Here is a 13,539-nt window from a genome sequence, read left to right on the forward strand (position 1 = left end):
AGTATTAGTTTGTATATTTTTTAATCTAGATCCTTTTTCAGTTACATTCCTGTATGCAGATGACGACCTTACAGGAGTAGCTAATTTCTTTCTAGAGAGCTTATAGCTCTTCGCAAACCCTAGCGCCGCTTTCGCGCCTTTAACATATTTCCCTGGTCCAAATGCCGACGCAACCGCACCACCAACACCTCTCCAGCCTTTACCTGCTTTATACGCTTTGTATCCATCGTATGCCGCAAATCCTGCGTTCACCGCTAGCCAGAAGTAATGCCCGTCCGGATCAACTAGCATCACCGGATTGTTATTCGCATACGTATAGCCATTCTGCGTAATGATGTCGTCTTCATCGCCTGGATCTGGGTCTAGGGATAAGAACACGCCGTGCTTTGGCTCGTAGTAGCGGGCCATCAGATAGTACATGCCGGTTTCATGGTCGTACTGGTAGCCTGCGTAGCGGTATGCGTTGTCTTTGACCGCTGCGGTTTCGTCGGCTTTCAGTGGGTTACCCCACGCATCGTACTCATACGTTGCAAGTCGGTTGCCGTCTTTGTCACTAATGCCAATGACATCGCCGTGGGCGTTGTAATGGTAGTAGTATTTGACGCTTCCTTTTTTCATCGCAACGAGTTGACCTGCGTCGGAGTACGTGTACGACTTTGTCACGGTGTTTGAACCGTTCGTTTCATAGAGGACGTTGAGGCTGTCGCCGTCGTAATGGTAGTTGGTAACCGTTGTACCAACCGCTTTTTGAATGCGGCGTCCGTCTTCATCGTATGTGTACGTGACGAATGGTTTCGTTTCGCCTTTTTTCGTGACCGCTGTCACTTGATCGGCTGCATCCCACGTGTAGCTGTACGTGCCGTCTGTTAATCGGTTGCCGTTCTTATCATACGTAAACGACTCGTTGCCCATGCTTGTCAGCTGATTATAGACATTATAGCTTGCTTTTGTTTCTGTTGTTTGCCCATTTTTTGTTGTTTTGACTGACGTTCGGTTGCCGAAGCCGTCATAGGTGAATTCGTTTTTCGTGCCGTCGCGTAACGTTTCGCTCATGAGCTGGTCAAGGGCGCCGTACGTATACGAAATTGCCTTCCCGCTACCATCTTTAATGGAGGTACGGTTTCCATTCGCGTCGTACGTCATGAATTCCTCTAAAAATGGTGCGCCCACTTCTGATCCAACTGTCAGGGCAGTAACGAGACCACGTGGATCATACGTGAAGCTTGCGCCTGTGCGGTTTCCAGATGAGAACGTTTTAACGTTCCCTTTTTCATCGTAATCAAAATGGTAGGTCGCGTCGCCATCTTTCATGCGAATGTTTTGTTCTTTTTTGTTGTACTCATACGTGTTCGTTTGTTTGAAAGTTCCGTGGGTGAACACGAATGTATTTAGTTTATCGGATGTCTCTGAGTAGTTCCATTCTTGCTTTCCTGTTCGTTCGGCAAGCGTAACCATACGGTCTTTTTTATCGAACGTGCGGACTTTCGTTCCGCTTGCTTTTTCGTCTTTAACCGTAAGCTCGTTGCCGTTTTTATCATACGTAAAGCGGTATGCAATTTGGCCGTTGTAGCTTTTCGTCGCCATTCGATCTGTGCCGTCGTACGTTAATTCGGTTGTGTGCCCGTTCGGTGTTGTTGTTTTAATGAGATTGCTGTTTGCATCGTATTGGTTTGTTACAACATCATTAAACGGTCCAACGGTTTTCATGAGCTTACCAGCTGTATCGTATTCGTACGTAAAGACTTGCGCTTGACCTGATGATGGCGCAATCGACTTTGACAGCATGTTGCCGTTTTTATCATGGCTGTACGAAATGCTTGTGCCGTTATCAAGCTTTAGCTGCTTTAATTGATTGGCTAGATCATAAGTGAATATTTTCTTTTTCCCAAGGGCGTCGGTGGATTCTGTCTCGTTGCCATACGTGTCAAACACACTTGATGTCGTGAAACCTAGTTCGTCTTCTACTTTCGTGACGTAGTTTCCTTGGCTATCAAACGTTTGTTTCTTAATGACGTTTCCTTCTAGCAAACGCATGTCGTCAAACCAGGCCGTTCCACTACCTTGAATAAAGAAAGAAACATCTACCTTCGTAATTGGCTTACTCTTTGTTAGCTTTAATGCTGTTCGGTTCCAGTCATTCGTTCCTTCTGGGAACGTCGCTGGTCCAAAGTCTGCGGTCGTGCCGTCTGTATAAAAGACTTTTGCTTTTAAGCCGTAGTTCGTTGATTTGACGTTCTCTGCTTTTGAAAGGCCCGTGAACGTTAAATCCATCGCTTCTTCGGTTGCTGCTTGGTTCAACGTAACCGTTTGTTTGTACTCGCTAACAGCTTGTGCAGACGTTTTCACGATTTTAACGGATTTCTTGTCGTCAAATCCAGCGCTGTCAATTGAGCCACCAGAACCGCTCCAACTTGTTAAATTGTTAAGAAAACTTGAGTTTTGAATTGGATTAAAGCTAGATGACACTTCCGCTCGTTCTAGCTGTACTTGGTCAAACCATGCGCTACCGCTTGCTGTTGGTTTTACCTTTTCAATTTCTAAATAGACACGTAGTTTTGCGGTATTTGCTGGCGTGACAAACGAAAGCTGCCGCTCTGCCCAGTTTTGTTTGCCGACAAGATGACTGTGACGGTTGTCAATCCACTGAATTCTCTTGCCACTGGCGTCGAGTGCTTCTACATTCAAGAACGCACGCGCATTGACCGTGTCTGTCTTGATTAACGAGCTCAAGGTGTAGGAAACGTCTGGTAAGGCATCGACCACTTACGTTGCCGCTTGATAAGAATGTTCCGTTATATCTGATTGCATCGTCAGCTTTAATGAATTGGGTCCTGCCAACTTTCCAGCTGAATGCTTGTCAACGGCATAGGTTCCATTTGAGCTCTTGTCCATGCGCGTCCAGCTTGCTGTACCGTCTTCAAATCGACTATTTGCGAGAAGGTTTGCTGCGGTTGCGAGTTCATGGCTTTCTTCTGTTAGGTTTCCGTTTTTCGCATACTTCGACGCCGATGCGGTTTTCCCACTTTGATCGGTTTCCGATACAGCATCAAGACCGTCATACGGCTTAAAAATGTTTCCTACACACAAAAAAACCCTCAAAGTTCTTCCTTGAGGGCTACTGGTTATTCTTTTTGAGTTTGCTCTTCTTATTGGATTTTGCCTTTACTTTGTTGAGTTTGTCTTGAATGGTTTGGTGTTTCTGTTCTTGCTTAGCAGGATCCAGTGTTGCGTCGATTATCTCTGTTTGGTCCTCATTTAGCGTCAATAGGAGCCAGCTACCTTCCTTTGTGTTCTTTGGTAGCTTTTCAACACGTCGTTCAAATTGTTTCTTTATCGAGTCAACGAGAATAATGGCTAAATCGTTTGTGACGCGATCAACAACTCCGTGATACTTATTCTCCGACACAAGCGATCCCTTCTTCCTTAATCGTATTTAGCCGTGCCTCACCAATTCCATCTATTCTCGTTAATTCATTTACAGATGAAAAGGGTCGTAATTCTATAATTTGCTGGGCTCGATCAGGACCTATTTCTGAGATCCCCTCCAACTCTTCAGCAGTTGCCGTATTCACATTAATACAGCTTGTATGGTTTTCGGCTTGATTTTGATTTGTTGTGATTTTCACTTCTTGTCCATTTGTTGACGCAATAATAGTACCGTTTTCATCGGTTCCGTAAATGGTTGCGCCGATGGATTCGTAAGATTGTAATACGTCATCCGCCGGGTGATTGTACGCATTCTCTAGACCAGCTGAATAAATAGCGTAGGTAGGCTGTACGGCTTCAATAAATGCGTCCGATGAAGAAGTGTTTGAGCCATGGTGAGGCACACTTAACACCGTTGCTTCTAAATTCGCTCCACGCTCAAGCATATCTTGTTCAGCTTGATGTTCAACATCACCAGTGAATAAAAAAGAAATTTGTCCATACGTTAGTTTCATCACAATGGAACCATTGTTCAAGTCACCTGATACAGATTCAGGGTGCAATACCTCAATCGTTGCACCACCAAGATCGAATTCTTCTCCTGCTCGAGGCTCATGGTAATCAACGTCATTTTCTAAAATGGCATCCAGCGTACGCTCAAACACGAGCGTATCGGTTTCATCTCCAGACATCCACGCTTCTGCCACATGAAATTCGTTGATCACATCTGCCATTTGACCAATGTGGTCGGCATGGGGATGCGTGCCGATAAGTAAATCTAGTTCTTCAATTCCTTGCTCATGTAAATAATCAACAGCGGTACGATCATTCCAATCTCCTGCATCAACAAGAAGGCTAAAGGTTTCCTCTTCATGTTCCCACTTGACGAGGGACGCATCTCCTTGCCCGACATCAATAAAATGCACATCTAGTAGTCCCTCGTTCGCTTCAAACGATTGATCTTGAATGGATTCAGAAGGTGTTTGTTCTTGTCCACATGCTGTCAAAGCAAGGAGAAAAACCGTTGTGATAATAAATGTCTTTTTCATTGTTCCTCCGCTTTTTCTAAGGTGTCTTTGCCTTTAATATAAACAATTCAGACGTGGTTATGTAAGACCTCGCCATTAATAAATGAGAAATTTCCCATTATCTACTGAGACATAAAAGCTTCACCGTTTCTCCGAAGCGAGCTCCCCTCAATTTAATAACTCCCCACTAAGTCTACCAATGAACGCCATATTCAGCCACCTCATTTTGACAGCATGCTCGCTTCTTGTTACGATTCTTTCTGTGAAGACGTAGCTTAGGGGGCAAGTATTGAAGATTATCGATTACATTTTTCGAGCCTTTTTGATTGTGATAGGCATTTTAGCGGTTTGGTACAATCATTCCACGTTAACGAGTTTCTTTATTTCAAGCATTGTTGTCTATTTTCTATTTCTTTTCTTCAAAGAAGAGAAAGGAAACATGCGTTATGTACATTTAATCATTGCAGGTGCCATTGCATCCTTTTACTTAATTTTTTATTAAAACAAAACGAGCTAACGTAACGTCGGCTCGTTTTTTTATCGTTATACAATTGTGTACCCACCATCAACAGGAACTAATGCACCTGAAACAAAAGAAGCATCGTCTGAAGCTAAAAATGCTACCACTTTTGCAACTTCCTCTGCTTGTCCTAAACGACCAATCGGATGAAGCTTCTTGAGTTCAGCCAAACCTTCTTCGCCGGCAGATTTAAGTAGGTTGGTTTCGATATAGCCAGGAGCCACTGCGTTAGCACGAATGCCATCACGGCTGTAGCGTGAAGCAACCTGTTGAGTTAAAAGTTTGACGCCCCCTTTTGCGGCTGAATAAGCGCCAATTCCTTCTTTTGCCACTAAGCTATGAATGGAGCCTGTGTTGACAATCGCTCCGCCTGTTTCTTGTTTTAAAAATTGCTGGATCGCAAATTTATTTGATAAGTATACGCTCGTTAAATTTAAATCGATGACTTTTTGCCAGTCTTCAGTTTCCAATTCGTGAATATCGCCTTTGCTACCGATACCTGCATTTGCAAACATAATATCTAATTGGCCATAGTGGTCAACCGCTTGGTCGATTGCTGATTTTAATGAGTGTTCATCGGTTACGTCGGTCTTTATAAATAAGGCGTCGTGCCCATTTTCTTTAAGTTCTTGCTCAAGGGTTTTTCCTTCTTCATTCACATCGACAAGTACGACACGAGCACCTTGTTCAGCAAATTCTTTCGCTGATGCTTCTCCAATTCCACTTGCTGAACCTGTTACGAAAGCAACTTTGTCTTGTAGTTTTTTCTTCATGATGCATTCCTCCTATATATATAAAATACCACCATTTCTTTTTTTCAAACGAAAAACCTTTCCCGTATGAAAGGAAAGGTTACCACGTCTTAATCATTCACTTCATGCACAAGGACCGACGAAACACCACTTGCAACTAGTTTATCGTTTTGATATAAATCGGCTGTTACATAGCTCATTGTCCGCCCGAATTTTTCAACAACAGCTTTCACTTCAATCTCCCCTGGAAGCGCTGGTCGATGGAAAGCAACATTCAGATTAACAGATGCAAATACTTGCTTATCGTTAATAAGTGAAGAGATGGCGTAGGCCATCGCCACATCGGCTGCAGAGGAAACAAAGCCACCCATGATGACGCCGTTCCCATTTAACATTTGATCGGTTGGCCGCCAAATGGCTCGGGCGATTCCCCCCTGTGCCTCGATCATTTCTACTCCTATTAACGTGTCACACGGTGGCGGCTCTTTTTTAAAATGAATCACATCCATTAAAGGATTCGACATGCGTTGGCCTCCAATCACTAAACGTTTTCTGCTTTCTTCTTTACAGGTGGTTTATGAACCGCTGCTGCTTGAAGGTCTTCTGCTGCCTCCATCATGACTTCACCGATACTGGGATGTGGATACATAGGAAAAATAAGATCCTCATCCCGCATCCCTAATTCAAGGCCAACAGTTGCGGCAACGATGAGTTCAGCTGCGCCATCGGCAATGATCTGCATGCCAATGACTTCATCTGTACGTTCCTCTTTTACAATAACCATTACCCCATCTTGTGATTGATTAAGCATCCCAAAGCCGTTGCTACGAACAGGTGCTGAGCCGACAACCGCACTTACCCCTTTTGCTTTTGCTTCGCTTACCGTCCATCCTACTGTGGCAACAGGCGGTTGCGTGCGGTAAACAGTAGCCAAGAAAGTCGGGTCCCACTCTGACTTTTTACCTGCTAGGCATTCAGCGACAACCTTGCCTTGCTTGATTGCAGCAGTTGCCAGGTCTGACTCACGGTTTACATCGCCAATCGCATAGACATTTGCTAAGGTCGTTTCGAACGATTCAGATACTGTGATGTAGCCATCCGCATCGGTTTCAACGCCAACACGATTAAGGCTTAATTCATCAGTATTCGCTTTCCATCTAGGCGAACAGTACGCATAAGTAGCTTGAACATCTTCTTGCTTCTCATTTTTCGTAAAAACAATCGTTACATGATCCTCTTCAACCGTTACCTGTTCAACGGTGATCTCTTTTTTTACAGTAATGCCTGCTTTTTTTGCTGAACGAAGCAGCTCTTTTTCAATGGCAGGTTCTAATGACAGAGGATTATCTAGTAAAAGTGTCACATCGACACCTACTGTTTGATAGGCGAACGCTGCTTCTAAAACGTAAGGTTTGTGACCTACGAGCACGAGTGATGCTGGTAGCTCTTTGAGTTGGAACAGTGAGTATGGACTGAGCAGGCGCTCATCTTTTTCCGTTAACAATGGTTGGTGACCAGTCGCAATAATCGCATGCTGAAATTGATATACGTCAAATTGATGGTCATTTGTAACGCCAATGCGATTTTCTGTCATAAAACTTGCCTCACCAATAACATGTTCAATTTTGTTCGCTTTGCAAAGTTGCTCGACGCCTTGCCGCAATTGCTTCACAACAGTCTGTTGATGAGAAACGAGGACGTCCCATTGAAATGACTCCTGTTGAGTTGGAATGCCTAGCTTGCTTCCTTTTAAGGTTTGTTGCCACCGTTCTGCCGCCTGTGTGACAACTTTTGATGGGATACACCCTTCATTTAAACAAATGCCGCCTAGCTGATTTTTTTCAATCAATGTGACGTCCATACCGAGTTGAGCCGCTCGAATCGCAGCATGATACCCACCAGGTCCACCACCAATCACGATTAATTGACGTTCTTGCACAAATTCTCCTACGACCATTTAAACCAACTCCAATATGAGGCGCTTTGGATCTTCCAATAACTCCACCCATCGATTTGTAAATGCGACCGCTTGGGCACCATCAGCAATTCGGTGATCAAATGACATGGACATGGTCATCACGTCCCCAATCGCAAGCTGATCCTCTTTCGTCACAACCGGACGACGCTTTGTTTTGTGAATCGCAAGCAACGCTGTCTGTGGAGCGTTAATAATTGGTGTCGCCCCAGTGCTACCGAGTGGACCGACATTGCTAACTGTAAACGTACCGCCGCGAAGGTCGTCGCCTTTAAGCTCATTATCTTGTGCTTTCCGCGTGAGCTCTTTCATTTCTTTATCAATCTGAATTATGGATTTCTGATCAGCATTTTTTAAGACTGGCACAATCAGTCCATCTGGTGCATTTGTAGCTAGGCCGATATTATAAAAATCTTGCAGTCGGATGACGCCGTTTTTCTCATCTAGAACCGAATTGAAAATCGGATGATCTTTTAACGCTAAGACAAGCGCCTTAATAAAGTAAGCGCCTAGGGAAAACGTCATTCCAGCTTCTTTACATGCTGCTCGCCATTCCATCAAGTCAGTCAAGTTGGCCTCTTCAAAATGCGTTACATGGGGAATCGTGTAAACCGATTCAGCCATCTTAGTCGCGATTTGTTTTCTTCGCCCTGTATATGGAATCGTTCGTTCGGATGACTCTTTACCAGATGTAAAATACGAGCTAGAACGGAGATCAGGCGACGGTTTTTTATCCATTTCTTTTTTAGCCGTTGGTTGTTTCCTTTTATAACCTTCTAAAACGGCATACAAATCCTCATCAATGACGCGACCATTTACCCCTGTTCCCTTTACATCTTCAATGTTAATCTCATGATCACGAGCAATTTTTCTTGTGTAAGGTGACGCCAGCACTCGCCGAAGAGAGGAGGATGGCTGCTTTTCATTTGATGATGCTGATGAAGCAACTGGTTGCTTTTTTTCTTCTTTAACAGGAATTGCTTGATCGACACTAGTTTCTAATACAATTAATGTCGTGCCAACCGTTACCGTCTCCCCTTGTTTCGCTAAAATTTCTTTCACGATTCCGGCTTTCGGTGCAGACAGTTCAGCAGCTACTTTATCTGTCTGTACTTCAAGCAGTGGTTGATCCATCTTCACTTCGTCACCGACGTTCACAAAAAAATGGAGAATCTCTCCTTCTGTCATTCCTTCACCGATATCATGAAGTTTTACTTCAATCATACACGTAAGCTCCCTTCTAGAATTGAACCGTTTTCCGAATCGCTTCCACCACTCTTGAAACACTCGGGATATAATGGTCTTCTAACGAACCAAGCGGTACAGGGACATCAAATCCTGTTACCCGTTCAATTGGTGAACGCATGAACAAAAACGATGTATCGTTTATTAAACTAATAAGATCATTCCCAAGTCCGCCTGTTGCATGTGCTTCGTGAACAATGACAGCGCGCCCTGTCTTCTGGACAGATTCAGCAATCATGTCTTTATCTAATGGAAATAGCGTACGTAAATCGATCACATCACATGTAATGCCCTCTGCCTCTACTTCTGCTGCCGCTTTCTTCGTAACAGGCACCATCGCTCCCCATGCAAGCAACGTGACATCATTGCCATCAGCGACTTTGTTTGCTTTTCCAATTTCAATTTCGTAGCCATCCACTTCCACTTCTTCACGCTCTCCACGGTAAAGACGAAGGGCTTCCATGAAAAGAACTGGATCAGGATCAGCTAAAGACGCAAGCAACAGCCCTTTTGCTTCCCTCGGTGTGGATGGGCAAACGACTTTTATACCGGGCATGTGGGTAAACAATGTCTCGACGGAATCCGAATGAATCTCTGGTGCCCGAATGCCCGCTCCATACGGTGCTCGGATGACCATCGGCACAGAATAATTCCCCATTGAGCGCATTCGAATGCGTGACACATGCGTCATAATTTGTTCGTAGGCTGGGTACACAAAGCCCATAAACTGCATTTCCACAATCGGCTTAGATCCAGAAATGGCTAACCCAACTGCCGTCCCAACGATACCTGATTCACTTAACGGCGTATCAATAACACGATCTTCCCCAAACTGCTTTTGCAGACCATCCGTTGCGCGAAACACCCCTCCATTACGACCAATATCTTCACCTAGTAAAAGGACGTTGTCATCTTGTTCAAGCGCAACACGTAACGCATCATTCACAGCTTGAACCATTGTCATGGATTTGGTCTTCACATCTTTTGTTGCTTCCATTATGCGTTCACTCCTTTTAAATGGTTTAAGTACTTTGCTTTTTGCTCCTCAATTGGCCAAACAGGCGTTGCGAATACATGATCAAACAAATCATTCACATCGGGTTTTGGGAACGCTTCCATTTTTTCAACTGCTTCATTTACCTCTGCCGTAATCTCTTCTTCTAGCGATTGTGCCCAATCATCATCCCACAGACCTTCATTCTTCATATAAAGCGCTAGTCTTGTGACAGGGTCGGTTGTTTTTCTCCGCTCGTCACTTATCGTTTGATCGCGGTATCTTGTCGGGTCGTCTGCTGTGGTATGTGCACCATAGCGCCACGTCATCGCCTCAATTAATGTTGGCCCCTCACCAGCTCTCGCTCGTTCTGCTGCTTTTTTGACCGTTTGATAGACAGCCACGCAGTCGTTTCCATCAATACGGATTCCCGGAATCCCATAGGCAACAGATTTCTGGGCAATGGTTTCTGAGTTCATTTGCTTTTCAAACGGGACGGAGATGGCAAATCCATTATTTTGGCAAAAGAAGATCGTCGGCGCTTTGAATACGCTTCCAAAATTAAGCCCTTCATGAAAATCTCCCTCCGATGTTGCTCCGTCTCCATAATAAGCAATCGAGATAGCGCCAGTTCCTTTTCTCTTTTCGGTCATTCCTACACCTACAGCGTGGGGAATTTGCGTCGCAATTGGCACAGCTGGTGGAAAAATTCGTTTTCCCTCAGGTGGCACACAGCCTTCAAGTCTTCCGTTCCAATAAAGGAATGTCTTTGCCATGTCCGCACCAAACGTTAAGGTTGCGCCATGATCGCGATACGTCGGAAATACCCAATCGTTACTTTCTAATGCGAGCGCACTTCCAACTTGAGCTGCTTCTTGGCCTTCAAAAAGAGCGTACGTCCCTAGCCTTCCTTGCCGTTGTAACGTTACGGCCTTTTTATCGAACGTTCGAATTCTCAGCATATGATAATAGAACGTTCTTACCTGTTCTTGACTCAGCTTTTCCTCATCACTAACCCACTTACCTTCTTGGTCGATATACTGCACCATTGGAAATTCATTCATATTAGAACATTCCTTTCTCTTGTCGAATGGTCCACTTTGGTCGTAATTGTCCTGTGAAAAAATTATTCCGTTTTGAGCGGCTAGACATTCGCTGTTCAACAAATTGTTCAGCGGCTTTCTCCGTCGAAATTTGATCTTCTTTTGCCGTCGTTAACACATCAACGAGCGTGTGATAAATTGCCTGTGTCTTTGCACCAACACGCTTCTTGTTGCTTCCATACAACTCATCAGCGACTTGTATAAGCCCACCACCGTTCACGATATAATCCGGTGCATAAAGGATTCCTTTTTGCAACAATACCTCTGCATGACGCGCTTCTTTTAACTGATTATTGGCAGAACCGGCAATTGCACGAACATTCAATTTAGTGATCGTATGATCATTTAAGATTCCCCCTCGTGCACAAGGGACAAACACATCTGCCTTCGCACGATAAATGTCGTCTCCATCGACAATCTGCACATCTTGACCAAGGGTCTTTCCTAATTCTTTTAGCTCTACGCAAATTGCCGGTTGCAAATCTGTTACGTACAGGTCAGCTCCAGCTCGAAGTAACGCAACAGCTACTTTATACCCTACTTTTCCCAATCCTTGAATGGCAAACGATTTTCCTGAGAGATTTTGATCCCCATACAACACGTAATTCACTGCTTTTACACTATTGATGACACCTTCAGCCGTTGGTACTGAAGAATCACCACTCCCACCAAATTCTTCAGGTACACCCACGATACAGCGCGTTTCTTTCATCGCATGAACAAAATCATCCATTGTCGTGCCCATATCTGTACCTGTATAAAAACGTCCACCAAGTGATTCTACAAACTGACCAAACGCTCGAAATAGCTCGGGTGATTTATCTTTAGCTGGGTCACCAATAATGACGGCCTTTCCTCCTCCAAAATCTACATCGGCTGCGGCACATTTTTTTGTCATCCCTCGAGATAATCGTAAGACATCTTCTAATGCTTCCTCTGTCGTACGATAAGGAAACATCCGGCACCCGCCAAGGGCGGGACCGAGTGTTGTGTCATGAATGGCAATAATGGCTTTCAAACCACTTTCTTGATCATTGCAGAAAACGACTTGTTCATGTTCAGACATTTCTTGAAAAATATCCCACTGAAGCAAAGCTTGATCACTTGTTAATTCCATCATGATTCATCCTTTCTTATTCTCCTATTAACCAATTAAAGCCACCTAACGCGTGGATAAAGACGAAAATAATCGCGATCGGTACAACAATTCGAATAAACAACAACCATGCAGCAAACAACTTGCGACCTTTTGAATTACCTGAAGTAAATTCTTTTAATAGTACTTCTTTCTTCATTCTTAACGGGATGAATAAGGCAATTAATAATGCCCCTACAGGTAATAAGATATTACTGACTAAAAAGTCAACCGCGTCAAATATGATTCGCCCGAAAATAGTGAAGTCTGACCAAATACCATAAGACAGCGCAGAAGGGATACCTACAGCAAAGATTGCGAGCCCAATTATCCATGTTGATTTCGCACGTTTGCGCTCATCACCTTTCGTTTGAGCGGCAACAATAATTTCGATCATTGAAAATGCGGATGTCAACGCAGCAAATAAGAATAAGATCAAAAAGATTAAGAGGAAGCCCATTCCAAACGGCATTTGGCTAAATACAGTCGGCAGGACAGCAAAAATGAGTGCTGGTCCCTCGGCAGGACTTAGCCCAAATGAGAAAACAGCAGGGAATATCGCGAGCCCTGCAAGAAGGGCTACAAGGAAATTCATAATGACAATCGCACTTGCAGACTGCACCAAATTCTCTTGCTTTGATAAATACGAACTGTATGTCACCATGACTGAAATCCCTAAACTAAGGGCGAAGAATGATTGCCCCATGGCAAACAAGACCCCTTCACCGGTTAAAGAACTGAAATCAGGTACGAGTAAAAACGATATTCCTTCCATTGCGCCATCTAATGTGACAGAGCGAACGACAATTACTAAGAATAAAATAAATAAGGCTGGCATCATAATAACACTGGCTTTTTCAATCCCTTTTTGCACACCTCTTGAGACTACCGCCATAACCAGAACCATAAAGATTAAATGTCCAACTATCGCTAAAACCGGATCGGCAATCGTTTGGTTTAAGATCTCCCCATATTCAGCACCATCAAGCCCGGAAAGCTGACCTGTCACCACTTTCCAGATGTAAAGCAAGATCCAACCGCCGACGACGCTGTAAAAAGAAAGTAAGAGAAAGGCCGTTACCATTCCAAGTCTCCCTAATAAATACCATGACGTCCCAGGAGCAATCGTTTTGTATGAATCGACAGCATTTTTTTGTGTACTTCGACCAATGACGAACTCACCGATTAAGAGAGGCAAACCGACGAGCAGTGTAAACAAAATAAAGATTAGGAAAAACGCGCCCCCACCATTTTCTCCAGCTACATAAGGGAATTTCCATATTGCACCAAGCCCAATTGCAGATCCAGCTGCAGCTAATATAAAGCCATACTTTGAGGACCACTGTTGTTTTTCCATGTTT

Annotated in this window: 12 protein-coding genes and 1 pseudogene; 1 reads left to right on the plus strand and 12 read right to left on the minus strand. The window is 44.0% G+C overall.

Annotation, left to right across the window (positions count from 1 at the left end; genetic code table 11):
* Positions 1 to 114: 114 nt before the first annotated feature.
* The 4 genes and pseudogenes from ACE1TH_RS20470 to ACE1TH_RS09960 all read right to left on the minus strand — a co-directional run.
* A pseudogene (locus ACE1TH_RS20470) lies at positions 115 to 1,386 on the minus strand (RHS repeat-associated core domain-containing protein); the annotation flags it as partial.
* 1,377 nt (positions 1,387 to 2,763) lie between these two features.
* The gene (locus tag ACE1TH_RS09950; RefSeq protein WP_375078873.1) at positions 2,764 to 3,087 is read right to left on the minus strand and encodes a hypothetical protein; all 324 of its coding nucleotides are present in this window, start codon (positions 3,085 to 3,087) and stop codon (positions 2,764 to 2,766) included.
* A gap of 28 nt (positions 3,088 to 3,115) precedes the next feature.
* Positions 3,116 to 3,406, minus strand: a complete 291-nt coding sequence (locus ACE1TH_RS09955) for a DUF3006 domain-containing protein (protein WP_375078874.1) — start codon at positions 3,404 to 3,406, stop codon at positions 3,116 to 3,118.
* Positions 3,393 to 4,475 carry an MBL fold metallo-hydrolase gene (locus tag ACE1TH_RS09960; protein WP_375078875.1) on the minus strand — a complete coding sequence of 361 codons (1,083 nt, stop codon included), beginning with the start codon at positions 4,473 to 4,475 and terminating at the stop codon, positions 3,393 to 3,395. The genes ACE1TH_RS09955 and ACE1TH_RS09960 overlap by 14 nt, the downstream gene beginning before the upstream one ends.
* A gap of 268 nt (positions 4,476 to 4,743) precedes the next feature.
* Here ACE1TH_RS09960 and ACE1TH_RS09965 point away from each other — a divergent pair, with 268 nt between their 5' ends.
* Positions 4,744 to 4,956 (plus strand): hypothetical protein, encoded by a 213-nt coding sequence (locus ACE1TH_RS09965; RefSeq protein ID WP_099302295.1) that lies wholly within the window; start codon positions 4,744 to 4,746, stop codon positions 4,954 to 4,956.
* Between the two features lie 41 nt (positions 4,957 to 4,997).
* Here ACE1TH_RS09965 and ACE1TH_RS09970 read toward each other — a convergent pair whose 3' ends face one another.
* The 8 genes from ACE1TH_RS09970 to ACE1TH_RS10005 form a co-directional block, all read right to left on the minus strand.
* Positions 4,998 to 5,747, minus strand: a complete 750-nt coding sequence (locus ACE1TH_RS09970) for an SDR family NAD(P)-dependent oxidoreductase (protein ID WP_099302296.1) — start codon at positions 5,745 to 5,747, stop codon at positions 4,998 to 5,000.
* A gap of 89 nt (positions 5,748 to 5,836) precedes the next feature.
* Complete coding sequence (locus ACE1TH_RS09975; protein WP_099302297.1) at positions 5,837 to 6,250, minus strand: PaaI family thioesterase; 414 nt, start codon at positions 6,248 to 6,250, stop codon at positions 5,837 to 5,839.
* A 17-nt stretch (positions 6,251 to 6,267) separates the two neighbouring features.
* Positions 6,268 to 7,683, minus strand: a complete 1,416-nt coding sequence (locus ACE1TH_RS09980) for a dihydrolipoyl dehydrogenase family protein (protein WP_375078876.1) — start codon at positions 7,681 to 7,683, stop codon at positions 6,268 to 6,270.
* Positions 7,684 to 8,925, minus strand: a complete 1,242-nt coding sequence (locus tag ACE1TH_RS09985) for a dihydrolipoamide acetyltransferase family protein (protein ID WP_375078877.1) — start codon at positions 8,923 to 8,925, stop codon at positions 7,684 to 7,686.
* Positions 8,926 to 8,941: 16 nt separating this feature from the next.
* Positions 8,942 to 9,943 (minus strand): alpha-ketoacid dehydrogenase subunit beta, encoded by a 1,002-nt coding sequence (locus ACE1TH_RS09990; protein ID WP_375078878.1) that lies wholly within the window; start codon positions 9,941 to 9,943, stop codon positions 8,942 to 8,944.
* Positions 9,943 to 11,004 (minus strand): pyruvate dehydrogenase (acetyl-transferring) E1 component subunit alpha, encoded by a 1,062-nt coding sequence (pdhA, locus tag ACE1TH_RS09995; protein ID WP_375078879.1) that lies wholly within the window; start codon positions 11,002 to 11,004, stop codon positions 9,943 to 9,945. Before pdhA ends, ACE1TH_RS09990 begins: the two co-directional genes overlap by 1 nt.
* A 1-nt stretch (position 11,005) precedes the next feature.
* On the minus strand, positions 11,006 to 12,163 hold the full coding sequence (locus ACE1TH_RS10000) for a Leu/Phe/Val dehydrogenase (protein ID WP_375078880.1): 1,158 nt from the start codon (positions 12,161 to 12,163) through the stop codon (positions 11,006 to 11,008).
* Between the two features lie 13 nt (positions 12,164 to 12,176).
* Positions 12,177 to 13,535, minus strand: coding sequence for a sodium-dependent transporter (locus ACE1TH_RS10005; RefSeq protein ID WP_375078881.1), 1,359 nt, complete (start codon positions 13,533 to 13,535; stop codon positions 12,177 to 12,179).
* Positions 13,536 to 13,539 lie beyond the last annotated feature (4 nt).

Source organism: Shouchella sp. JSM 1781072 (genome assembly GCF_041949915.1).
Taxonomy (GTDB): Bacteria; Bacillota; Bacilli; order Bacillales; family Bacillaceae_D; genus Shouchella.

Coding starts and splice junctions, on each gene's coding strand:
- ACE1TH_RS09960 (WP_375078875.1), bottom strand. CDS start 4,475: ATGAAAAAGACATTTATTATCACAACGGTTTTTCTCCTTGCTTTGACA.
- ACE1TH_RS09970 (WP_099302296.1), bottom strand. CDS start 5,747: ATGAAGAAAAAACTACAAGACAAAGTTGCTTTCGTAACAGGTTCAGCA.
- ACE1TH_RS09975 (WP_099302297.1), bottom strand. CDS start 6,250: ATGTCGAATCCTTTAATGGATGTGATTCATTTTAAAAAAGAGCCGCCA.
- ACE1TH_RS09980 (WP_375078876.1), bottom strand. CDS start 7,683: ATGGTCGTAGGAGAATTTGTGCAAGAACGTCAATTAATCGTGATTGGT.
- ACE1TH_RS09985 (WP_375078877.1), bottom strand. CDS start 8,925: ATGATTGAAGTAAAACTTCATGATATCGGTGAAGGAATGACAGAAGGA.
- ACE1TH_RS09990 (WP_375078878.1), bottom strand. CDS start 9,943: ATGGAAGCAACAAAAGATGTGAAGACCAAATCCATGACAATGGTTCAA.
- pdhA (WP_375078879.1), bottom strand. CDS start 11,004: ATGAATGAATTTCCAATGGTGCAGTATATCGACCAAGAAGGTAAGTGG.
- ACE1TH_RS10000 (WP_375078880.1), bottom strand. CDS start 12,163: ATGATGGAATTAACAAGTGATCAAGCTTTGCTTCAGTGGGATATTTTT.
- ACE1TH_RS10005 (WP_375078881.1), bottom strand. CDS start 13,535: ATGGAAAAACAACAGTGGTCCTCAAAGTATGGCTTTATATTAGCTGCA.